This window comes from Sphingomonas sp. GW821-FHT12D09, from assembly GCF_058807215.1.
On sequence record NZ_JBXAQL010000001.1, the window covers coordinates 413764 to 435666 of the forward strand.

Genomic DNA, 21903 nt, shown 5'->3' on the forward strand with positions numbered 1-21903 from the left:
CGTCTTTCTTCGGTCATTTGCAGCAAATAGAGTTCGCCTGAACCAGGAGGACCATTTCAGATGATCGACAGGCGCGGACTGATTGGCGGCGGCGTGGCACTTGCGGCAGCGGCCGGACTTCCATTGCGCGCGCTGGCGGCGGACGGGCCGGTGATCAACCATATCGTCCTGGAAAACGGGCGCGTGTGGATCGCCGCGATGGTCAACGGCAAGGGGCCGTTCTTCTTCATCGTCGATACCGGCGGCGAGCTGAGCTTCATCGAAGACGCCACCGCCAAGCAGATGGGCCTGGAGAAGGTCACGGGCCGGCCGATGGTCGGCGTGGGCGGCAAGGTCGCCTATTACAGCTGGTACAGCGCCAAGGAAGTGCGGCTCGCCAGCGGCACGCGCTTTGCCGACATGCTGTTCACCGGCGTCGGCAAGCGCCTGGACAAGGATGCGGTGGGCAGCTTCGGCGCCGGCATGTTCACCACCTATGACAGCGACCTCGATTTTGTGAAGGGCGAGTGGCGCGCCTATCCGGACGGGCGGCCGAACTTCCAAGGTCTCACCAAGCTGGCCTCGCGCATGCCCGATGCGCGCGGCGCGCTGCGCCCTCGTACCGACGCGACGATCGATGGCTTCGAAGGCGAGTTCCTGGTCGATACCGGGGCGCCGGGTGTGAGCCTGAACGGCCGAGCCGCGGCGAAGAGCGGGCTTTGGGACAGCGACAAGCCCTATGCGCCGATGATGGCCTATGGCATCGGCGATGGCGGCGGCACGCCGTCGCGCATCTACCGCGCCGGCAACATCCAGCTCGGTCCCTTCGCCTTTCCGAACATGCTGGTGACGCTCAACAAGCCCGGCGCGCTGACCGGCGGCAGCGGCGACGAAGGAACGCTAGGCCTCGCGCTGCTCGAGCAGCTGCACCTGAGCACCGATGTTTCGACGCGCACGCTCTACGCCACGCCCAACGGGCGCCCGGCACCGAAGCAGGGCTATCCGCTGTCCGGCCTGTGGCTCGACGACGTGAAGGACCGCGTGACCGTGACCGATGTCGGCAATGGCAGCCCGGCGGCGCTTGCCGGCGTGCGCAAGGGCGACGTGCTGCTCGGCGGCGACAGGAGCGCGATGATCCGCACGATCAACGGCGGGCCGGGCAAGCAAGTGGCGCTCAAGACCGAGCGCAGCGGCGTGCAGCAGGACATCAGCTACACGCTGAAGCCCTGGTTCTAGGCCGGGACCGCCCGTAGCAGCGTGAGCCGCGCCTTGCCATGGACGCGGCTGACATCGACGGTGAAACCGGCGAGCTCGGGCGTCTCGTCCTTCGCGGTCTCGATGCTGATCCAGGTCGCGGGGCTCGCCCAGCCGAGCCGGCCGAGCTTGTCGAGCGCGACGCTGCCGGCACCGGTGCCATAGGGCGGATCCATCAGGATCAAGTCGAGCGGGGCGCGGGCGGGCCCCAGCGCCATCACCGAACCGGGACGCACTTCGGCGCCCTTGGCACCCAGCTTGGCGATATTGGCGCGCAGGGCATCGAGCGCGGCCTTGTCCTGCTCGACGAACAGACAGGAGGCGGCGCCGCGCGACAGCGCCTCGAGCCCCAGCGCGCCGGAGCCTGCGAACAGGTCGGCGACCGCCAGTTCCTCGAAGCTGCCGAGGCGGCTGGTGAGCATCGAGAACAAGGCTTCACGCGAGCGATCGGCGGTAGGGCGGGTTGCATCCCCCTTGGGCGCGACGAGCGGGCGGCCGCGCCATTCTCCGGCGATGATCCTCATTTGCGCGTCCTTGGCGGCCGGGCGGGCTTGCCGCCACCGGGCTTGCTGGGCTTGCCGCGGCCACCGGAGGGGCCGCGGTCCGGGCGGCGCGAAGGCTTTGGCCGATCGATGAAATCGCCCTCACGCGGCGACAGCGTCTCGCGATGGGCTTGTGCACGCGCGGCGCGGGCGGGCTTGTCGGGGCCTTCCTCACGCGGCTTGCGCGGGGCAAGCTTCCCAGGCGCGCGGGGGCGCTCGTCGGGGCGCTCGGCTCGGGCCGGACGCTCGCCGCGCGCGGCGAAGCCGGGCTTTCCAGGACCGCGGGGCCGTTCCTCGGAGCGCTCGGCCCTTGCCGGACGCTCGCCACGCGGGGCGAAGCCGGGCTTGCCGAGGCCACGGGGCCGTTCCTCGGAGCGCCCGTCCCTTGCCGGACGCTCGCCACGCGGGGCGAAGCCGGGCTTGCCGGGGCCACGGGGCCGCTCTTCGCGGGCAGGGCGCTCGCCACGTAGAGAGAAGGTCGCACGCGGCCGCTCTTCGGCCGCTTCGGACTTGGCCTGGGGCGTGATGCGGGCAGTGAAGGTGGGCTTCTTCGGCGCGGGCGCGGGGCGCTCGATCCGGCGGCGGCCCTCGGGCTCCCTGCCGTCCGTCGACACCGGCTTGGGCTTCGGCGCCGGCTCGACCGCGCGCGATCGAGTCGCGAACTGCAGGTTCGAGGCCGCCTTGCCGCCGCCCGACTTGGACAGGACGGTGCGGAAGGTGATCAGGTCGGCCTGGCGGATCTCGTCGACATCGCCCGGCGGCATGTCGCCCAGCCAGAACGGGCCGTAGCGGGTGCGGATCAGACGGTTCACTTCGAGGCCGAGATGCTCGAGCACGCGGCGCACTTCGCGGTTCTTGCCCTCGGTCAGGGTCATCTCGATCCAGACGTTGGCGCCGGTGCGCCGCTCGATATTGGCATTGATCGAGCCGTAGCGGATGCCCTCGATCTCGACGCCGAGCATCAGTTCCTCGAGCTGCGCCTGGGTGACGTTGCCATAGGCGCGGGCACGGTAGCTGCGCTCGACGCCGGTGGCGGGCAGTTCCAGCTCGCGCTTGAGCTCGCCATCGGTGGTGAGGAGCAGCAGCCCCTCGGTGCTGAGGTCGAGTCGGCCGACCGGCATCACGCGCGGCAGGCCCTCGGGCAGGCGATCATAGATGGTCGGGCGCCCCGCGGGGTCGCGTTCGGTGGTGAGCAGCCCGGCGGGCTTGTGATAGCGGAACAGCCGGGCAGGCGCGGCTTCGGCGACCGGCAAGCCGTCGACCGTCACCCCGCGCAGCGACGTGAGCAGCGTCGCGGGCGTGTCGAGCACGACTCCGTCGAGCGCGATTCGCCCCTCTGTGATCATGCGCTCGATATCGCGACGTGACGCGATTCCAGCACGGGCCAGCAGCTTCGCAATGCGCTGCGTTTCTTTGTTATTGGATGGAGACACGTGCGCGATATAGCGATTGTCGCGGCCGCTTCAAAAATTATTGCGCCCTCGAAAGGGATTGGCGCGTTAGCGCGGTGAATATCAGGCGGTTAGCGGGCGTGAGGCGGGATGTTGTTCGGACGAAAGAAGCGACGGATTGAGCGGCTCCTGGTGGTGGAGGACGAACCCCTGGTCGCGTTCGATACCGAGCATTTCCTGACGAGCGAAGGCTTTGCGATCGCCGCGACAGTGGACACGCTGGCCGATGCGCTGCGCGTGATCGGGGCAGATGAAGCGCTTGACCTGGTGCTGGCCGATATCAACTTGGCGGATGGCAGCGGCGTCGATGTCGCCCGTGCGGCACAGGAACGCGGCCTGCCGGTGCTGTTCGTGACGGGAAGCTTTCCGGAGGAAGCGCGCGGGCTGGCGGCAGGATGCCTGGCCAAGCCCTATCCGCAGCGCGACCTGTTGACGGCGATCGGTGCGATCGAGGCGGTGCTGGAAGGTGCCAAGGCGCCCAAGCGCTTGCCGGGCAGCTTCAGCCTGTTCCTCAGCCCGGATCTGAAGCAGGCTTAGTATTTCAGCAGGATCAGCGCCGTGGCGACGACAATCGCCCAGCTGACCGCGCCGATCCCGAATGCGATCAGGAGCCCGGTGCCGCGCGGCAGGCGCGGTTCGTCATCGAGGTTCATCAATTCGCGGGGCGGCAGTGGCAGCGGCATGGGGTACGATCCTTTTGAGGTTCACCCTAGCTAGGCCGTGGCCGGTGCCGACGAAATTGCGATGAATCCCGGTTCGGGTTCTACCGGAGCCGACTATTAACTGCGTCGTGGAAGTGGCGGATGCCCAGTTCGAGCGTGCCGAGCGTCACGCGGTCGAGCGCGCCCGAAGCAAGCCCCTGCTGGCCCAGCTCGCACGCCCGGAAATCTTCCGCAGCGAACACGCCGCCATCGAGCAGCTCCCAGCTCCGCTCCCAGTGCGCGAGCGCCTTCTCCGTCGCCGGGGCTTCCGGGATCAGCATGAAATCCTCGACCAGCACGCGGCCCTCCGACTGGGGCATCAGGACCATGAGGTTGATATAGTCGGGGCTGACCACCAGCACCGTACCGGGAAACATCTGGTAGGTGTAGGTGATCGCGCCGCGCAGCACCGTCCAGTCGCTGGACGAGAGCGCCGCAAGTCCCGCCTCGCGCCCCACCGCCGATCGCTGGTGCGGCCCGATCGCGTCGGCGCTCGACACGCCGTCCTTGAAGAAGTGGGCGATCGTGCCGGCGTGGAGGCGCTGGATGTGATAGCCCTCCAGGAACGCGTCCATGATCAGCTTCCAGTTCGCCTGTACGTCGTGCGTGCGCCTGCGGAACAGGTGCTGGCCGGCTAGGTCGAATGCCTCGAAATCGCGCGCCAGCGTGTCCGCCTCGCTGAAGTCCGCGGCCTCGGCGAAGGAGAACCAGATCAGCCCGCCGGCCTCATGGGTGGGCAGGCGCTTGAGGCGATATTCGCTTTTGTCGAGGCCAGGAAAGGTATCGGGGCGGGGCAGGCCGATCAGCTTGCCGTCCAGGCCGTAGGTCCAGGCGTGATAGGGGCAGACCAGGCGCCCGCCCTTTACGGCCTCGCAGCCTTCGATCAGCCGGGTGCCGCGATGCCGACAGACGTTCAGGAAGACATGCGCTTTGCCCTGCTTGTCGCGGGTGATCAGCAGCGGCTTGCCGAAGCCGTCATGCGGCACCGACATGTTGCGTTCGGGGAGCAGCGCGGAGGGCGCGATCACCAGCGGCACGCACGAGAAGACGCGGTCACGCTCCGCGGCGAAGCGCTCCGGGCTGGTATAGGCGGCAGCCTCCACATACGTGATCGCGCCCCGCCCAGGCGATCCGCCCCGGGCCAGGGCTCCGGCCAGCGCTAATTGCCCCTCGGTCGGCGCGTTCATGCCATTCCTCCCTCTGGCCTTCCCGGTATTTTCGGCTAGTTTCTGCGCGAAAGTCCGGGGGAGCAAGAGTGCATGGCTGACAAGGCGGTTCTGGAAGAAGGCACGCGCGGGGGCTTTGCGGCCACCATGGCGCCCTATCTCCGACCCAGGCCGCTGGCGGCGCTGCTGCTCGGCATCTCGAGCGGCTTCCCGCTGGCGCTGCTGCTCGGCACGATGACCTTCTGGCTCGCCAAGGTCGGCATCGACAAGAAGACGATCGGCTTCGCGATCGGCCTAACCACGCCCTACACGCTCAAATTCCTGTGGGCGCCGCTCGTCGACCGGATCAAGCTGCCGCTGCTCACCCAGTGGTTCGGCCAGCGCCGCGCCTGGCTGTTCCTCATCCAGGCACTGCTGTTCGTCTCGGTGTGGATGCTCGGCGCCAGCCATCCCGAAACGCATCTCGGCCTGTTCGCCTTCTGGGCGATCGTCACTGCCTTCCTGGGCGCGACGCAGGATATCGTGATCGACGCCTACCGGATCGAGATCCTGCCCGAGGACGAGCTGGCGCACGGCACCGCCAACAACCAGTTCGGCTATCGCTTCGGCGCCTTCGCCGCCGGCGTCGGCACGATCGCACTGGCTTCGCCGGAGGGATTCAACCTGGGCTGGGCGATGGCCTATGGCCTTACCGCGCTCTGCATCATCCCCGGCATCATCGCCGCCTTCTGGGCCGGTCCCGGCCTGCACGACCGCGTGCTCGCCAAGGAAGGGCGCCAGGCCGCCGGCGCCTGGCTGATGACCACCGTGGTCGGTCCGTTCCTGGAGTTCCTGCGCCGCCGCGGCGCGATCCTGATCCTGCTGTTCGTGCTGGTCTACAAGCTGGGCGACGCGATGGGGCAGGCGATGCTCAACCCGATGATCGTCGAGCTGGGCTTCAGCGACACCGAATTCATCGCGATCAACAAGCTGATCGGCTTCTGGGGCCTGATCGTCGGCACCGCGCTCTCCGCGCCATTGCTCGCCTGGCTGGGCATGGGGCGTGCGCTGTTCGTCACCGGCATGCTGATGATGCTGAGCAACCTGACCTTCGCGATCCTGGCGACGCAGGGCCATTCGCCACTGTGGCTGACGATCGCGGTGGCGACCGAGCAGGTCACCTCGGGCCTGGGGCTCACCGTGTTCGTCACCTATCTCTCGGGCCTGTCGAGCCTGGCCTATACCGCGACCCAGTTCGCGCTGCTCTCCTCGCTGGCCGGCGTGGGACGCACCTGGCTCGCCACGCCCGCCGGCATCCTCGCCGAGAATCTCGGCTGGCCGGGCTTCTGGGTGATGACCACGGTGGTGGCGCTGCCCGGCATGATCCTGCTCTGGATCCTGTGGAAGAAGGGTTTCGTCGTCGAAAGCGTGCGAAGGGCGCGGGAGGGCGCCGGGGAAGACCCGGCCTGATGCCCTATCTCCTGATCATCGGCCTGCAAGTGGTGTGCATCATCCACCTGATGCGGCGGGGCGGAAACCCGATATGGGTGACTGCGTTAATCTTCCTGCCCGTGGTCAGCGCACTCGCCTATTTCTTCGTCGAGATACTGCCCGGCATGGGCCAGAACCGGCATGTCCGCACCGTGCGGGCCAAGGCAGTGGCGGCGATCGATCCCGAGCGGGAGCTGCGCGCGGCCCGCGATGCGCTCGACCTGGCCGATACCGCCGCGAGCCGGCTGCGTGTCGCCGATGCGCTGGCCGGGCTGGGCCGACACGCCGAGGCGATCCCGTTCTACCGCGAATCGATCCGGATGACCGCTGGCGATCCCGACGTCCGCACCCAGGGCAAGCTCGCCGCCGCGCTCTACGAGACCGGGCAGGGCAGCGAGGCGCTGGCACTACTCGATGCGCTCCCCGCGCCGCTCGGCCAGAGCGAGAAGGACCGCCAGCAGTTGCTGCGCGCCAAGCTGGTCGAGCATCTCGGCCGCACGGACGAGGCGCTGGCGCTCTACGGCGATGTCGTCACGCGCATGCCCGGCGAGGAGGCGCGCTGCCGCTATGCCGCGCTGCTGATCGCGCAGGGCTGGGACCGCAAGGCACTGCTGGTGCTCGAAGAGGTGGAGAGCCGGATGAAGCGGATGGACCGGCAGCAGCGCGCGGCGGAGGCGGACATGTATCGCTGGGCCGGCGAGGCGCTGGCGGCGCTCCGGGCAAAGGGCGTGGCCGCATGAAGCGCTGGCTGATCGCGCTGGTGCTGATCGTGCTGCTCGCCGGCGGCGGCTGGGCCTGGGGTTCGCCCTATTACACGCTATGGCAGATGAAGCGGGCGGCGGAGGCGCGCGATACCGACGCACTGGCCCGCCATATCGATTTCGGCTCGGTGCGCGCAGGCGTGAAGAAGCAGGTTTCGGATCAGTTGCGTGGCACGGGCGGTGGCTTTCTGGGGCAAGGCGGCAACATATTGAGTGCATTGGTCCGCGCCGGTGTCGCCGACAGCGCGATCGATGCCGCCATCTCCCCCGAGGGCATGCGCTTCATCTTCGCCGCGGCGCCGCTTGCCGAGACCGAGCGCCCTGCCACGATCAAGCTCAAGGCGAACGAGATGCGCTATAGCCGCACTGCGTTCGACCGCTTCCACCTGACGCGCGGCGACGGGGCGGCGCTGGAGTTTCGCCTCCAGGGCGCAAGCTGGAAGCTGGTCGACGTCACGCTGCCGCCCGACGCGCTTCACTGATCGAGCGCCAGCCCCATATCAGCGAAGCTGTTGGCGAGCGCATGGGCAGTGATCAGCACGCCTGTCGCGTCGCGCACGCCGAGCATGTCTGCTAACAGCACCGCCGAGGTCTGGGGCTGGATGCGCACCCGGCTCAGCACCTGGAGCAGGGCCGCTTCCGCCCCGGTCATCCGCGCGCAGCACCAGGGCGCGATCTGGATCGGCGCGGCAGAAAGCGCCGACATCTCCTGCATCAGCGCGCGCAGCAGTACTAGCGGGCGCTGGAAGCCCTTGCCGAATGCCGTGACGAAGGCGTGCGCGGTGCACGCGTCATGGATGCCGTGCGCACCCATCTGGCGGATGCCGAAGATCAGCAGGCGCGCGCCGGGATCCTCCGGCTGAAGTTCGGGCAGGGCAGTAAGCGTGGCACTGACGGTCATGGGGACTCCGATCGCTGTGACCGGAAATCTTGCGCAGGTGCAATTAATAGTCAATCGCAATAACGAGCAGTTTGGGAAGCGGTTCGTCGCAGGGCAGGCACAGCTCCTCGGCCACGAAACTATCCGTCATCCCGGCGAAAGCCGGGACCCAGAGTCACAAGCGATACGGTATAGAGACCTTGGGCCCCGGCTTTCGCCGGGGTGACGGCCAAAGATCAGCTCGGCAGCTCGCCGTTCGCCTCGAGCACGGTGCCGGCAAGATATAGCGACCCCAGCACCAGCACGACCGGCGCGCCGCCCTCTCGGGCGATAGCAGTCAGCGCACGCGGCACATCCGGCGCGACAGATGCATGCGGGATGCCGAGCATCTGTGCCACTTCGGCGAGCTGCGACGGCGCGTAATGCTCGTGCCCAGGCACCGGCACCGCGTGCAGCCCAGAGGCGAGCTTCGCGAACGGCGCGAGCAGGCCCTGCGCATCCTTGTTGGCCAGCATGCCGAGGACGAGCCTGACCGGGCGCCCCTGCGCAACCTGTGCCAGCGTGGCGCTCACTGCAGCGGCGGCGGCTTCGTTATGCCCGCCATCGAGCCACAGCTCGCTGCCGGCGGGCAGCAGGTGGAGTAGCGGCCCGTCGCCGAGCTTCTGCATGCGCGCGGGCCAGCGGGCATTGCCCGCCGCAGCAGCGAGCGCCTCGTCGGGCATCGCGAGCGCGTGCTGATGCCGCAGCATCGCGATGGCGAGCGCGAGGTTTGAAGGCTGATGCGGCCCGGCAAGGACGGGGAGGGGCGTCTCCACCTCGCCCCGGGCATCGCGGTAGTGGAGGCGGTCGCCGCGCATCGTAAAGTCCCAGGCCATGCCTTGCGCGAACACCGGCGCGCCGGCGCGGGCGACGATCTCGGCGATGTGCGGCGCATAGCGCATCGTCACCAACGGCACGCCGGGCTTGGCGATGCCGGCCTTTTCGGCGGCGATCTGCTCGAGCGTGTCGCCTAGGAAGAACTGGTGGTCGATGCCGAGCTGGGCGATTCCGGTCACCGCCGGCGCTGCCACGACATTGGTCGCGTCGAGCCGCCCGCCCAGGCCGACCTCCAGGATCAGCGCATCCGCCGGCACGCGCGCAAAGGCGAGCATCGCCGCAGCGGTGGTCACTTCGAAAAAGCTCGCCCCGATATCGCCGCCGGCATCGAGCACTTCCTCGAGCAGCGGCGCCAGGATCGCGTCCTGGATCAGCTCGCCCGACAGGCGGATGCGCTCGTTGAAGCGAACGAGGTGGGGGCTCGAATAGACATGGGTGCGCATGTCGGCGGCTTCGATCGCGGCACGCAGGAACGCGCAGGTCGAACCCTTGCCGTTGGTGCCGGCGACATGGAGTACCGGCGGCAGCGCGAGCTGCGGATCGCCTACCCGGTGGAGCAGCTGGGTGATCCGCTCGAGCCCGAGGATGTCGGCACCCGGCGAGAGCGCGGTCAGCCGGTCCAGCTGGCGCTGGACGTGGGGATCGGAGGAAGTTGCGTGATCGGCCATGTTCTTGCTCTAGCCCCTCCCCTTTAGGGGAGGGGTTGGGGTGGGGGCTATCCGCGAACGAGAAAGTCTCGGTGAGACACATGCCCCACCTCAAACCCCTCCGCCAAGGGGGAGGGGTTTGCGCAGGCTTTACGCCGCCTTCTTCCCCTCGCAGAGCAACCCGATCAGCTGGCCCAGCGTCTCGCGCAGTTCCTTGCGGTGGGTGACCATGTCGACCAGGCCGTGCTGGAGATAATATTCCGAGGTCTGGAAATCGTCAGGCAGCTTTTCGCGGATCGTGTTCTCGATCACGCGGCGGCCGGTAAAGGCCAGGGTGGCGCGCGGCTCGGCGATCTGGACATCGCCCAGCATCGCATAGGCGGCCATCACACCGCCCGAAGTCGGGTCGGTCAGCACGACAATATAGGGCAGGCCTGCATCGTGGAGCATCTCGATCGCCACCGTGGTGCGCGGCATCTGCATCAGGCTCAGAATGCCCTCCTGCATGCGCGCGCCGCCCGAGGCGGTGAACACCACATAAGGTGCGCGCGCGGCAATCGCGGCCTCGACGCCGGCGATGAACGCCTCGCCCACCGCCTGGCCCATCGATCCGCCCATGAAGGCGAAGTCCTGCACGCCGATCACTGCCTTGCGGCCCAGGATCGTCCCGCTCGCGTTGAGGAATGCATCGGGCTCGCCGGTGGCGGCGCGCGCGGCCTTCAGTCGGACCGGATACGGTTTCTGGTCGCGGAACTTGAGCGGATCCTCCGCCACCTTGGGGCTGGCGAGCAGCGTGAAGCTGCCTTCGTCGAACAGGTACTGGAAGCGCTTGGCCGGCCCGATCCGCTCATGATGGTCGCAGTGGGGGCAGACATATTGGTTCGCCTCCAGCTCGGCGACGAACACCATCTGCCCGCATCCCTTGCACTTGTGCCAGAGATTGTCGGGGGTCTCCTTCTTGGGGGTGAAGGAGAGGACGTTGCGGACGCGATCGATCCAGCTCATGCGACTTCCTTGCGGGCGGCTTTGATCGCCGCGGATAGGGAATGGATATAGGCGCGGACGTGTTCCGGCGCATCGGTTCCATGCTTGCCGGCCAGCTCGACGATCGCCGAGCCGACGACGACGCCGTCGGCGACGCGCGCGATCGCCTCGGCCTGTTCGGGGGTGCGGACGCCGAAACCGACCACGACGGGCAGGTCGGTCGCGGCCTTGAGGCGGGCGACGGCATCCTCGATCGAGCCCTGGGCGGCCTGTTGCAGCCCGGTGATGCCGGCGACCGAGACATAATAGAGGAAGCCCGAGGCGCCCTCCAGAACCGCCGGCAGGCGCGCGGCATCGGTGGTCGGGGTGGCGAGGCGGATGACGTCGATGCCGTTCGCGGTGAAGGGCGCGACTTCGCCGGCTTCCTCGGGCGGGATATCGACGATGATCACGCCGTCCGCGCCTGCCTCGGCCGCCCTGGCGGCGAAGGCCGCGGGCGTCGGGCGGGTCATCGTGTTGGCATAGCCCATCAGCACCAGCGGGACGTCGGGATGACGATCGCGAAAGCCCTTGGCGATGGCGAGCACATCGGCGGTGCGCGTGCCCTTGCCGAGCGCACGCAGGTTCGCCGCCTGGATCGCGGGGCCATCGGCCATCGGATCGGTGAAGGGCATGCCGAGCTCGATCACATCGGCGCCGCCCGCGACGAGCGCGTCGAGGTTCGCTGCAGTGTCGCCGTCGCCGGCGGTGATGAAAGTGACCAAAGCGGCGCGGTCGGCCGGGAAGGCGTTGGCAAGGCGGCTCACAGCTCGAACCCCAGCGCGTCGGCCACGGTGAAGATGTCCTTGTCGCCTCGGCCGGAGACATTGACCACGATGATCTGGTCGTCGCGCATTTCCCGGGCCTTGCTCTCCAAGGCCGCCAGCGCATGCGAGCTTTCCAGCGCCGGGATGATCCCCTCTAGCTTGCAGCAGAGCTGGAACGCGTCAAGCGCCTGGCGGTCGGTCACGGGGACATATTCCACCCGGCCGCTTTCGTGCAGCCAGCTATGCTCGGGGCCGATGCCCGGATAGTCGAGGCCCGCCGAGATCGAGTGCGCCTCGGTGATCTGGCCGTCCTCATCCTGGAGGAGGTAGGTGCGGTTGCCGTGGAGGATGCCCGGCGCGCCGCCGGTGAGCGACGCTGCATGCTGGCCGGTCTCGATGCCATGGCCCGCCGCTTCGACGCCGATCATCGCCACATCCGGATCGTCGAGGAACGGATGGAACAGCCCGATCGCATTCGACCCGCCGCCCACCGCCGCGATCAGCAGGTCGGGCAGGCGGCCTTCAGCCTTCTGGATCTGCGCGCGCGTCTCGGTGCCGATCACGCTCTGGAAGTCGCGGACCAGCTCCGGATAGGGATGCGGACCCGCCGCGGTGCCGATGATGTAGAAAGTGTCGTGGACGTTCGCGACCCAGTCGCGCAGCGCCTCGTTCATCGCATCCTTGAGCGTCTCGGCGCCGCTGGTGACCGGAGTCACCTCCGCACCGAGCAGCTTCATCCGGAAGACGTTGGGCTTCTGCCGCTCGACATCCTTGGCGCCCATGAAGATCGTGCAGGGCAGGCCGAAGCGCGCCGCGACCGTCGCGGTGGCGACGCCGTGCTGCCCGGCACCGGTCTCGGCGATGATCCGCGTCTTGCCCATCCGGATCGCGAGCAGGATCTGGCCGATGCAGTTGTTGATCTTGTGCGCGCCGGTGTGGTTGAGCTCTTCGCGCTTGAAATAGATCTTCGCGCCCATGCCCTTGGGCACGCCTTCGCGGTAATGCTCGGTCAGCCGCTCGGCGAAATAGAGCGGGCTCGGGCGGCCGACATAATGCTCCATCAGGTCGTCGAACTGCGCCTGGAAGGCGGGATCCGCCTTGGCCGCGCGATATTCGCGCTCGAGATCGAGGATCAGCGGCATCAGCGTCTCGGCGACGAAGCGGCCGCCGAACTGGCCGAAATGCCCGTGCTCGTCGGGGAGGTTGCGCAGAGAATTAGGCAGGGTGGCAGTGTCGGTCATTGCGTCTCTCACAGGTTCGGTTGGCGTGCTGGCTCAAGCGGCTAGCGATCAACGCCATCGAAATCCGATGCGGACAGGGGCGAACGGCCTCAACATTGCGCCACCGCTTGGAGGAATGCGGCGATCTTGGCAACATCCTTGACGCCCGGCGCGCTCTCCACGCCCGACGAGACATCGACCAGTTGCGCGCCTGTCACGCGCACCGCCTCACGCACATTGCCGGCATCCAGCCCGCCGGACAGCGCCCAAGGGAGCGGCTGGGGAATATTCTCGAGCAGCTTCCAGTCGAAGCGCAGGCCCATGCCGCCGGGCAGCGCGGCGCTGTCAGGAGTCTTGGCGTCATAGAGGATGCGGTCGGCCGCACCGCGATAGGCGGGCGCCTGGCTGACATCCGCCCGCGTCTTCACCGCCACCGCCGCCCAGACCGGCACGCGCATGCGGATCGCAGCGGCGCGGTCGGGCGCGGTCTTGTGGAGCTGCACCGCCTGGATGCCGGTGGCCAGCGCGGCGGTGAGCAAGGCCTCGTCGGGATCGACGAACACCCCGACCGTGCCAACATGTGCCGGCACCCGCTGGATCAGCGCGCGCGCCTGGTCGAAATCCAGGTTGCGCGTGGAGGGCGGGAAGAACACGAAGCCGACATGGCTCGCCCCGCCGGCGATCGCCGCATCGAGCGTCTCAGGGGTGGACAGGCCGCAGATCTTGGCAGTGACGGGCATCACAGGTCCTTGACCAGCACGTCCATGAACAGGGGCGGGTCGAGCAGCACGGGAAAGTCACGCTTCTCGCCCGACACCGCATAGCCGCGGCGCTCGTAAAAGGCGATCAGCTCGGCACGGCGGTCGATCACCGTCATCTCCATCTGCGACGCGCCAAACACGTCCCGCGCGCAATCTTCGGCGGCAGTAACCATCTGCTTGCCGAGCCCTGCCGACTGCAGCGTCGGATCGACGCAGAGCAGGCCGAGATAGGCAAGGCCGTCCCCCCGGTACGTGACTTGCACGCAGCCGAGCAAGCCGTTGCCGGTATCCGCGATCAGCAGGCGCTGGTTGGGATCGTCGATGATAGCGGTAAGTGTAGCGATATCGGTGCGCGGACTGTCGATGATCAGGTCCGCCTCATGCGTCCAGCCCGCCCGGGCGGTCTCGCCGCGATAGGCGCGTTCGATCACGGGGTGGATTGCGGGCAGGTCGCCGCTGGTGGCGGCGCGGATCGTTACACTGTCAGGCATGGGCCCGCTCTGTCGGATGCTACGGCGCCTTTGGCAAGTATCCGCTATCCATCAAAACTGTCCCCCGGCCGCCACCCGGAACAAGAAGCGGGGACAAGAAGGGTGTCAGTCCGCGCCCCGCGCATCAAAGGCAACCCGCGAGCTCTCGATCCGCTCGAGGTTGCGCGCGGCCCACACCCAGACGCCACAGAACGCCTCGGCCAGGCTGCCACCCAGATCGGTGAGGCGATATTCGACGCGCGGCGGGATCACCGGATGGACGGTGCGGATCAGCAGCCCGTCGCGCTCCATCTGGCGCACGGTCTGGGTGAGCATCTTCTGGCTGATCCCGCCGCACTCCGCCCGCAGCTTCGAGAAGCGCAACTCTTCATGCTCGGTGAGCGCCTCCAGCACGATCATCGTCCATTTATCGGCGACGCGGCCGATGATCTCAGTGACGAGCGCTTCCACCCGCGGGTCGAGATCGGGATAATCGTGATCAGCCATGGTTTCCAAAAGGTATGTATGAATATTTTGGGTGCCTACTCCCCAAAAGGTACCACGGTACGATATCCAGCGTCCAGCCACACGAAGGGACCTCGAACATGGACATGACCGGCAACACCATCCTGATCACCGGCGGCGGATCGGGCATCGGCCGCGCGCTCGCCGAAGCGCTGCATGCAAGCGGCAACAAGGTGATCGTCTCGGGCCGCCGCGCCAGCGCGCTGGAAGAAGTCGCCGCGGCGAACCCCGGTATCGCCACCGCGACCCTGGACGTCGCAGATCCCGCCGATATCGCCCGCTTCGCACGCGAGATCCTGGCGACCCATCCGAACCTCAACGCAGTGATCCACAATGCCGGGATCATGCAGCCCGAGGCGCTGACCGCACCGGGATCGGACCTGGACGTTGCCGAGGCGACGATCGCCACCAACCTGCTCGGGCCGCTCCGCCTCAATGCGGCGCTACTGCCGCATCTGCTGACCCGGCCCGAGGCGGTGATCGCCACCGTCTCATCGGGCCTGGCCTTCGTCCCGCTCACCGCCACGCCGACCTATTCGGCGACCAAGGCGGCGATCCACAGCTGGAGCCAGTCGCTGCGCCACCAGCTCAAGGGCACGAGCATCGAAGTGATCGAGATCGCCCCGCCGGCGGTGGCGACCGACCTGATGCCCGGCCATGCCGAGAACCCCAATTCGATGCCCCTGGCCGACTATATCGCGGAGACCATGACGCAGCTCGAGGCGGGCGCAGCCGAGAACCTGACCGAGCGGGTCAAGTTCCTCCGCTTCGCCGAGGCGCGGGGCGACTATGCCAAGGTGTTCGCCGCCCTGAACGGATAAACCCAACCCGTCATCCCCGCGCAGGCGGGGATCCAGGGTTTCTCTGCCGTCCCGCTTGTGACTCTGGATCACCGCCTTCGCGGGGATGACGAGATGGAGGACGAAGTTCCCTACTGATTGCCGGCGACCCAGTTGTTGGCGGGCAGGAAGACGTCGCTCAGGCCGTAATTGCCCTTGCAGTAGCGCTTGCAGCCCGCCGATGCGGTGGTGTCGATCCGAGTGACGTGACCGGTACCGTCGCGGGTCAGGGCGAAGTCGATCCTGCACGCGCCGGCGCTCCAGCTGGCCTTGGCGGGCGAGGCGAGGGTGGCGATCGCGCCGGCTTCGCCGTCATTCGCCGGCAGCTTGCAGAGGTTCTTCTCCTCCAGGTCGCGGGTCAGCCCCAAGTCGAACTGCTTCGCGTCGAGGTGTGTGATGGAAAGCTGGGCGACGTCGGCGGTCTTGTAGCTCGCCTCATATGTCTCCTCGCCAAAGCCGCGCAGCGAGTTGCGCTGGGCGGTGTAGCCGGCCTCGACCGAAGCGGGATCGCACTGTTTCGCGCACCGGGTGCGCAGGACCTGCTGCCAGTTGCGCTGCTGGCCGCGAAAGCCCTGCTTGTCGAACAGGATCGCAAGCTTGGCCTTGTAGAGCGCCGCCACCTCGCCATCGAGCGCGCGCAGCTTCGGATACGCGCAGATCGTCTTCTCGAGCGGATGGCTGGCCTTGGCGCAGTCGAAGCTGGCGGATTGCGGAGGCAGCGTTGCGGCGTGAAGGCCGAACAAGGCGAGGAAAAGGGCGAAGAGTCCGAAGCCTGCCAATCGCAACATTGCTGCCTCCTGCTATAAGGTTGCCTCTATCTCGCGCGCCGCCAGGTCGGGATCGCTCGCCTGCGTGATCGGGCGGCCGACCACCAGGATCGAGGCGCCGGCGTCGAGCGCGGCACGCGGCGTCACCACGCGCTTCTGGTCGCCCGCCGAGCCGTTGGCCGGGCGCACGCCGGGCACGACGAAGAAGCCGTCATGCCAGAGCTTCTTCGCCGCGGCGACTTCGCTGCCCGAGCAGACGATGCCGTCGACGCCCGCCGCCTTGGCGAGTTCGGTCAGGCGCATCACCTGCTCGTGCGGATCGGGCTTGAGGCCGATCGAGACCAGGTCGCTGTCGTCCAGGCTGGTGAGCATCGTCACCGCGACTACCTTCGTACCGGTCGGTGCCGCGGCCTTGGCATCCTCCAGCATCGCGCGGCCGCCGGCGGCGTGCACGGTCAGGATCGCCGGCTCCAAGGGGCGCAACGCCTGGATCGCCTTGGCGACGGTGTTGGGGATGTCGTGGAATTTTAGGTCGAGGAAGATCGGCAGGCCGATATCGTGCATCTCGTGCACGCCGTGGCGGCCATTCGCCATGAAGAATTCGAGGCCGAGCTTGATGCCGCCGACATGCGCCTTCACGCGCGTGGCGATGGCCTTGGCGCGTTCCAGGTCGGGCGTGTCGATCGCGACGTAGATCGGGCTCATTGCACGTCGCCCAGCGGCAGCGCGGCCTGGGGCGTTGCGGGAACCGCTTCGGCGGTCACCACCACCGGCTCGGGCATGGTGTTGATCGCGCGGAGATCGGCGAGCGCGCGTTCTAGCCCGGTGATCCGCTGGCGCATCCGCCAGCGCAGCGCGTGATAGGCGAGCAGGGCCGGGAGCAGCCCGGCGAGGAAGACGAGGATCAGAAGCAGCGGCAGGCTGAAATCGGCGATCAGACCGCTCCACAGGTGCACATTCACGCGCTCGTCGCCATTGTAGATCACGAAGCCCGCGACAAGGCCGCCCAGCAACAGCCAGAACAGCACCTTCAGAAACCGCATCCGTCTCCCTTCCCGATTGAGGTCGGGCGGACTTTAGGGCGGGGAGGCGGTTTTGGCCAGAGCGGGGCGGCATCCCGGTCAGGCGGTTACCACAGCGGTATCCGCCGTGACCGCGCCGGCGCCATTGTCGGTGCTGTTCCAGGTCGAGGTCACGGTCCTGACCAGGGTGTTGCTCGTCGTGCAGGCGGGCAATCTCGCGGTTGGATCGTCCACCGTGGAGCCGAGGATGCCCGCACATTGGGCGGGGTTCGCCAGCCCGGCAATGAACGCGTCGCGGGCCACGGCGCCACAGGCATAATAGGTCGCACTGCCGCTGATCCGGTAGCTGCCCTTGGTGGTGTCCAGATGGGGGGCGATCGTGGCGTCCACGAAGGAGCAGATGGTGAATTCGTCGTCGCCATCATGGCCGATGACGCCGGCCGCGACGGACCAGACCTCCCAATAGGTCGTCTCGCCGGCATGCGCTGCAGAGCCCGGATTGAGTTCGACATAGGTATTGATCGCCGTCGCCGCCATGTTGCCCGCGGCATTGGTGCGCTCGACCTGGAAGGTGCGGGTGATCGCCTGGAGGATGAAGCCGTCATCCTCGACCCCACCCGGGATATGCAGCGTGAAGCGCGCCACGTAGCGCATGCCGCCGACCGGGCCTCTGGTCTGCGTGAAATACCCGTTCGTGCCGAGGCGCGGCTCCTGCGCGCGCCGAGCGCGAACGAAGCGGCGCGGCGCCGGAGCCAGGGCGGGTCCGGCGGCGGGAACCGCGACGGCAGTCATGGCCCCGGCGCGGCGCTTCATGCGCTGCACCACGACCGGCGCCGCCCGCGCGCCCGCGGGATGGCCGATCGCGCGCTGGATCGCCCCGGCGTGGCGGATTGCCTGCCAGCCCATCCGCTCCGCCTCGGCCTCGAGCATCCGGTCCTGCACGACTGTCACGCCCTGCGCCGCGCCGCGCACGCGCCCCTGGCGCTGCTGGATGACATGGGCGAGCTCATGCCCGATCAGCTGCTGCCCGCGCACGGTGTCGGGCTGGAACTGGCCATTGGCGAAATAGATGTCGTTGCCCGTGGTGAACGCCAGCGCGCCGATCCTTGCCGGCTGGGGCCCCACATGCACCCGCACGGCAGAGAAATCGGCGCCGAACGCGGCCTCCATCTTCGCCAGGATCGTCCTCGGCAACGGATTGCCGCCACCGCGCTCCAGACGGATCTCGCCAGGGTCGAGCGTGATGTTGGCATGCGGGCGAAAGGGCTGGATGGGCGCGGCCTGCGTCGCCGCCGGGCCTCGGTCGCCGAGGAGCGGTGGAGGGCCCGGCCGAACGGGGGCGCCCTGCCGCGATGCCCCGCCTGGCGCGCGCATCTCCGGTCGCCGTGGGGCGGCGCCGCGCTGGCGCATGCCACCACCAATGAAGAACCCCTGGATGACGCGTCCCGGCATGTGTGACCTCGGCGGACGATCGGTGCGATACGAAGGAACAGAATACGATATCGGCCGAGAAAACCAAAGAATAGATCGGACCTTCAGCCGATCTCCGCGCGAAGCTCCGCGAACAGGCCGGGAATCTTGGTCAGCCGCTTCTCTTCCTCGTCGAGGATCGCATGGAATGCCCGCCGCTTGATCGCCGCCACCCGCTCCTCGGGCAGGCGCGCTTCCACGAGCAGGGTCGAAAGGACGATGTCGATCAGCCGGTCTGCGCCGTGGAGGCGACCCCAGAGATAGTCGTTCTCGCGGTACGCGCGGCTGAAGAAGGCGCCGAAGCTGTTGAACTGGATGCCCTTCAGCGTCGCCTCGGCCCCGCCTGTGCGGATCGCGGTGGCGTCGTCGGGGGCGATGCGGTCGACGCGGATCGGGTCGAACTCGTCCACGCCCTCGCCCTGGAGCAGCGGCAGCGTCGCGATGTCGAAAAAGGGAAAGCCGAGATGCGCGAGCAGCAGCGGTCGCCGCAGCTCCTTCGATAGCGTGCTCAGCCCGGCCGCGAGCCGCGCATCGGTCTCCGCATCGAGCTGCTTGAGCTGCATCCGGTCCGCCAGCCGGTCGAGGATCGGGCCGGCATCGTCGGTCATCATGCGGATCTCGTCGCGCAGGTCCGCATAGGTGCCGGCGCGCTTGAGTTCCAGATAGGTGGCGAGCGAATCATAGATCGCCTCGCGCATCGGCTTCAACGCGCCATGACTGCTCGGCAAGTCGATCTCGGTCAGGCGGCGGGCAAGCAGGCGCAGCCGCCGGATGCGGAAGCCAAGGTCGTGGGTGCGCAGGAACTCCAGCGTCTCGGGCGAGGCGCCGTTGGACAGCGTCGCCCCGAACTTGTCCGCGCCCCGCGACTGGACCGCCATCGCCAGCGCCTCGCGAATCTCGTGCAGCCGCTCGGGGCCGTGGCGCTCTCCGACCGTGTAGAGCAGCCGCGCAGTGCGATCGATCGCACCCTCGACCTTGAGCAGGCCATAGGCTGTGTGCCCATACCCGGCCTTGGCGGCGGCGGCGACTTGCGCGCGCTTGCGCCAGGCGGCGAGGCGCTTGGGGTTCGGATAGTCAAGCCAGAGCGTGTAGCCGAACAGCGCCTCGACCTGCGTCTCCACTTCGGCGCGGATCTCGGTGACGATCGCCAGCATGCGCTCGATCCGGTGCGAGCGCCGGGCGATTTCATCCAGGTTATCGCGGATCGGCTGCTCGCGCGGCAGCTCGGACAGCGCGCCGATGATCGTCGCGAAGAAGCCGGGCTTGTCGTCGCTCGCGCCGTAGAAATCGAAGCGGAAATTGGGGAAGGGGTCGACGAAGACGAAGCGCCGGTCGACCTGGCGGCGGGCAGGGCGCTCCTTCAGCGCCTCCATCGCCGGGCGGAAGGGCGCGTTGGCGAGCACCGATCCGTCGATCAGGATCGCCTTCTCCGCCTTGTTGTCCTCCCATTGGCGCGGCAGCACGCGCTCGAGGAACTGGTCGCGCTCGGGCCAATCCTGTTTCCGCTCGGTGAGCAGCTCGTCCATCTCCTCCACCGTCATCGGCGGAAAGGCGCCGGGGAAGCTGGAAGTCGCACGCGCCGCGAAGGTCAGGCTCGCCGCATCGGCGAAATCCTCGCCGGGAATGCCGTGATCGGTGAAGGAGAAGACGAGGCGATGCTCGTTCTCCATCACCTGCGCCGGCGAATTGAGCCGCAACGCCTCGGGATGGCCGCGGAAATCGGTGACGGTGACGAACAGGTCGAGCGGCTGGCCGTCCGGCAGCAGGCGCTTCTCCTTCGGCCCCTTGGCCATGGCGGCAAAGGCATCGAGGATGGTGTTGGCCAGGTTCTTGCCCCCGAAGGGCGGCTCGAACCAGCGCGAGCGGACGAAATGCTCGAGCTTGGTGCGCACTTCCTCGCGCGCGCCGGCTTCCACCGTTTCGTCCACCGTCTTGGAGCGATTGGCGACCAGCCAGGCGATCGGCACGGCCCAGAGCTTGGCGAAGCGGTGCGAGGCGCGCTGGCGCGGGGCGAGCAGCGCCTCCACGTCCGCATTGTCCATCCACAGGTCGGTCAGCGGATCGAGCGACTGGCCGGTGGCGATCGCCTGGGCGAGGAACACCGTGTTGATCCCGCCCGCGCTGGCGCCGGCGAGGATGTCGACCAGCACGCGCAGATTGACGCCCGAAGTCTCGCGGATCTCCTCGATCAGCTCGCGATAGACATCGGGGCTGGCATCGGCACCGTCGCGCTCGGCGCAGCTCGCCCGGGCGAGGCGCCAGATCTCCTTGGTGATGCCGTGCATGTAGACAGCCAGGCTGATGCCGCCATAGCAGACGAGCGCCAGCCGCAGTTCCTTGTCACGAGTTTCGGGCATCAGGCCTTCTGAAGAGTCGCCCAGATGGGCAGGTGATCCGAGGCGGTACGCGCCTGCAGGCTGTCGTGCACCCCGGCACCCGTTATGGTCAACTCGTGGCTTGCCATGATCCGGTCGAGCTTCGCCATCGGGTGGCGGGCGTGGAAGCTCTTGCCGGTCGCCGCAAAGGCGAAATGGTGGGAGAAGTCGCGCAGACACCCGGAATGGGCGCTCCATTCGTTGAGGTCGCCCATCAGGATCGTCGGATACTGGTTCGTGCTGGCCTGCAGGTGCGTGATGATCGCATGCGCCTGGCGCCGCCGCCACAGGCCCGAGAGATCCAGATGCATGCCGACGACGCGCACCACCGTGCCGCTCGCCAGCCGGACATCGGCCATCACCGCGCCGCGCGGCTCCAGCGCGGGCAGGTGAATCGCCTCGCAATCGAGGATCGTCGCGCCCTTGCGCACCAGCAGGGCATTGCCGTGCCAGCCCATCGAGCGCGCCTTGGTGCCGAACGGGATCGCCTTGTAGTCGCTATGCTCGGCGAGCAAGTGGCCGGTAAGCACCGCCGAACGCTCGCCGAAGCGGCGATCGGCTTCCTGCAGCGCGACGACGTCGGCGCCGATCTCGCAGAGCACCTTCAACGTGCGCTCGGGCATGCGCCTGCGATCGGTTCCGATCGACTTGCGCATATTGTAGCTGGCGACCTTGATCATCGGTGCTCCTTATCAAGGGAGCAGGGGAGCATGTGCAAGGGCCTCAGCTCGGTTGCGCCTCGGCGCGCGTCTGGCTGGAAGCCTCTTGCGCTGCCGCCACCAGGCGCCGGCCGGTTTCTTCCGCAGCTTGTGGCGTCATCGCGATGGCGACGCCATCGGGTCCGTCGAGCAGCACCACACCCTGTTCGGCGGTGGCGACACCCGGCAATTCTTCCGGTTCGGCGTGGGAGATCTTTTGTCCCATCTTATATTCTCCA

At 67.8% G+C, this 21903-nt stretch carries 25 protein-coding genes; 6 read left to right on the plus strand and 19 right to left on the minus strand.

All coding sequences use genetic code 11. The features are described 5' to 3' along the window. Positions 1 to 60: 60 nt before the first annotated feature. The gene (locus AC1RPL_RS02005) at positions 61 to 1215 is read left to right on the plus strand and encodes an aspartyl protease family protein (protein ID WP_493067579.1); all 1155 of its coding nucleotides are present in this window, start codon (positions 61 to 63) and stop codon (positions 1213 to 1215) included. Here the strand turns inward: AC1RPL_RS02005 and rsmD are convergent. Together rsmD and AC1RPL_RS02015 are read right to left on the minus strand one after the other, a co-directional pair. After that, entirely contained in the window at positions 1212 to 1757 is a 546-nt protein-coding gene (rsmD, locus tag AC1RPL_RS02010) for a 16S rRNA (guanine(966)-N(2))-methyltransferase RsmD (RefSeq protein ID WP_493067580.1), read from the minus strand. The genes AC1RPL_RS02005 and rsmD overlap by 4 nt on opposite strands. Then, entirely contained in the window at positions 1754 to 3121 is a 1368-nt protein-coding gene (locus AC1RPL_RS02015; protein WP_493067581.1) for a pseudouridine synthase, read from the minus strand. Before AC1RPL_RS02015 ends, rsmD begins: the two co-directional genes overlap by 4 nt. A 195-nt stretch (positions 3122 to 3316) precedes the next feature. Here AC1RPL_RS02015 and AC1RPL_RS02020 point away from each other — a divergent pair, with 195 nt between their 5' ends. Next, positions 3317 to 3763, plus strand: a complete 447-nt coding sequence (locus AC1RPL_RS02020) for a response regulator (protein WP_493067582.1) — start codon at positions 3317 to 3319, stop codon at positions 3761 to 3763. Here AC1RPL_RS02020 and AC1RPL_RS02025 read toward each other — a convergent pair. Then, on the minus strand, positions 3760 to 3909 hold the full coding sequence (locus AC1RPL_RS02025; RefSeq protein WP_493067583.1) for a hypothetical protein: 150 nt from the start codon (positions 3907 to 3909) through the stop codon (positions 3760 to 3762). The two genes, AC1RPL_RS02020 and AC1RPL_RS02025, sit on opposite strands and share 4 nt — an antisense overlap. Before the next feature lie 80 nt (positions 3910 to 3989). After that, positions 3990 to 5114: an aromatic ring-hydroxylating oxygenase subunit alpha gene (locus AC1RPL_RS02030; protein ID WP_493067584.1), complete on the minus strand. Its 1125-nt coding sequence runs from the start codon at positions 5112 to 5114 to the stop codon at positions 3990 to 3992. A 72-nt stretch (positions 5115 to 5186) separates the two neighbouring features. Between AC1RPL_RS02030 and AC1RPL_RS02035 the strand changes: the two genes are divergently transcribed. The 3 genes from AC1RPL_RS02035 to AC1RPL_RS02045 are packed head-to-tail and all read left to right on the plus strand — an operon-like array spanning position 5187 to position 7806. Beyond that, a complete protein-coding gene (locus tag AC1RPL_RS02035) occupies positions 5187 to 6542 on the plus strand; it encodes an AmpG family muropeptide MFS transporter (protein WP_493067585.1) in 1356 nt (451 codons plus the stop codon). Further along, positions 6542 to 7303 (plus strand): tetratricopeptide repeat protein, encoded by a 762-nt coding sequence (locus AC1RPL_RS02040; protein ID WP_493067586.1) that lies wholly within the window; start codon positions 6542 to 6544, stop codon positions 7301 to 7303. The genes AC1RPL_RS02035 and AC1RPL_RS02040 overlap by 1 nt, the downstream gene beginning before the upstream one ends. Beyond that, on the plus strand, positions 7300 to 7806 hold the full coding sequence (locus AC1RPL_RS02045) for a DUF2939 domain-containing protein (protein ID WP_493067587.1): 507 nt from the start codon (positions 7300 to 7302) through the stop codon (positions 7804 to 7806). The genes AC1RPL_RS02040 and AC1RPL_RS02045 overlap by 4 nt, the downstream gene beginning before the upstream one ends. On the opposite strand, the gene AC1RPL_RS02050 is transcribed toward AC1RPL_RS02045, so the two are convergent. The 8 genes from AC1RPL_RS02050 to AC1RPL_RS02085 all read right to left on the minus strand — a co-directional run bounded on the left by AC1RPL_RS02050 (position 7800) and on the right by AC1RPL_RS02085 (position 14475). Beyond that, a complete protein-coding gene (locus tag AC1RPL_RS02050) occupies positions 7800 to 8225 on the minus strand; it encodes a DUF6628 family protein (protein WP_493067588.1) in 426 nt (141 codons plus the stop codon). The two genes, AC1RPL_RS02045 and AC1RPL_RS02050, sit on opposite strands and share 7 nt — an antisense overlap. A 215-nt stretch (positions 8226 to 8440) precedes the next feature. Beyond that, complete coding sequence (locus AC1RPL_RS02055; protein ID WP_493067589.1) at positions 8441 to 9748, minus strand: bifunctional folylpolyglutamate synthase/dihydrofolate synthase; 1308 nt, start codon at positions 9746 to 9748, stop codon at positions 8441 to 8443. 129 nt (positions 9749 to 9877) lie between these two features. Continuing rightward, complete coding sequence (gene accD / locus AC1RPL_RS02060; RefSeq protein ID WP_493067590.1) at positions 9878 to 10732, minus strand: acetyl-CoA carboxylase, carboxyltransferase subunit beta; 855 nt, start codon at positions 10730 to 10732, stop codon at positions 9878 to 9880. Then, the gene (gene trpA, locus AC1RPL_RS02065) at positions 10729 to 11517 is read right to left on the minus strand and encodes a tryptophan synthase subunit alpha (protein WP_493067591.1); all 789 of its coding nucleotides are present in this window, start codon (positions 11515 to 11517) and stop codon (positions 10729 to 10731) included. Before trpA ends, accD begins: the two co-directional genes overlap by 4 nt. After that, complete coding sequence (gene trpB, locus AC1RPL_RS02070) at positions 11514 to 12758, minus strand: tryptophan synthase subunit beta (protein WP_493067592.1); 1245 nt, start codon at positions 12756 to 12758, stop codon at positions 11514 to 11516. The genes trpA and trpB overlap by 4 nt, the downstream gene beginning before the upstream one ends. Positions 12759 to 12847: 89 nt before the next feature. Continuing rightward, positions 12848 to 13477 (minus strand): phosphoribosylanthranilate isomerase, encoded by a 630-nt coding sequence (locus AC1RPL_RS02075; protein ID WP_493067593.1) that lies wholly within the window; start codon positions 13475 to 13477, stop codon positions 12848 to 12850. Continuing rightward, complete coding sequence (locus AC1RPL_RS02080) at positions 13477 to 13989, minus strand: GNAT family N-acetyltransferase (protein ID WP_493067594.1); 513 nt, start codon at positions 13987 to 13989, stop codon at positions 13477 to 13479. The genes AC1RPL_RS02075 and AC1RPL_RS02080 overlap by 1 nt, the downstream gene beginning before the upstream one ends. 105 nt (positions 13990 to 14094) lie before the next feature. Beyond that, complete coding sequence (locus AC1RPL_RS02085) at positions 14095 to 14475, minus strand: winged helix-turn-helix transcriptional regulator (protein WP_493067595.1); 381 nt, start codon at positions 14473 to 14475, stop codon at positions 14095 to 14097. Between the two features lie 98 nt (positions 14476 to 14573). Here AC1RPL_RS02085 and AC1RPL_RS02090 point away from each other — a divergent pair, with 98 nt between their 5' ends. Beyond that, positions 14574 to 15314 carry an SDR family oxidoreductase gene (locus AC1RPL_RS02090; RefSeq protein ID WP_493067596.1) on the plus strand — a complete coding sequence of 247 codons (741 nt, stop codon included), beginning with the start codon at positions 14574 to 14576 and terminating at the stop codon, positions 15312 to 15314. 110 nt (positions 15315 to 15424) lie between these two features. Here the strand turns inward: AC1RPL_RS02090 and AC1RPL_RS02095 are convergent, their stop codons facing one another. From AC1RPL_RS02095 to AC1RPL_RS02125, 7 genes are all read right to left on the minus strand, one after another. Beyond that, a complete protein-coding gene (locus tag AC1RPL_RS02095) occupies positions 15425 to 16120 on the minus strand; it encodes a lysozyme inhibitor LprI family protein (protein ID WP_493067597.1) in 696 nt (231 codons plus the stop codon). A gap of 12 nt (positions 16121 to 16132) precedes the next feature. Further along, a complete protein-coding gene (pyrF, locus tag AC1RPL_RS02100) occupies positions 16133 to 16804 on the minus strand; it encodes an orotidine-5'-phosphate decarboxylase (protein WP_493067598.1) in 672 nt (223 codons plus the stop codon). Continuing rightward, positions 16801 to 17142 (minus strand): lipopolysaccharide assembly protein LapA domain-containing protein, encoded by a 342-nt coding sequence (locus AC1RPL_RS02105; RefSeq protein ID WP_493067599.1) that lies wholly within the window; start codon positions 17140 to 17142, stop codon positions 16801 to 16803. The genes pyrF and AC1RPL_RS02105 overlap by 4 nt, the downstream gene beginning before the upstream one ends. Before the next feature lie 78 nt (positions 17143 to 17220). Next, positions 17221 to 18495 (minus strand): eCIS core domain-containing protein, encoded by a 1275-nt coding sequence (locus tag AC1RPL_RS02110; protein WP_493067600.1) that lies wholly within the window; start codon positions 18493 to 18495, stop codon positions 17221 to 17223. 161 nt (positions 18496 to 18656) lie between these two features. Next, positions 18657 to 20948 carry a patatin-like protein gene (locus tag AC1RPL_RS02115; RefSeq protein ID WP_493067601.1) on the minus strand — a complete coding sequence of 764 codons (2292 nt, stop codon included), beginning with the start codon at positions 20946 to 20948 and terminating at the stop codon, positions 18657 to 18659. Next, on the minus strand, positions 20948 to 21646 hold the full coding sequence (locus AC1RPL_RS02120) for an endonuclease/exonuclease/phosphatase family protein (protein WP_493067602.1): 699 nt from the start codon (positions 21644 to 21646) through the stop codon (positions 20948 to 20950). The genes AC1RPL_RS02115 and AC1RPL_RS02120 overlap by 1 nt, the downstream gene beginning before the upstream one ends. 43 nt (positions 21647 to 21689) lie before the next feature. Beyond that, positions 21690 to 21890 (minus strand): hypothetical protein, encoded by a 201-nt coding sequence (locus AC1RPL_RS02125; RefSeq protein ID WP_493067603.1) that lies wholly within the window; start codon positions 21888 to 21890, stop codon positions 21690 to 21692. Positions 21891 to 21903: the final 13 nt, after the last annotated feature.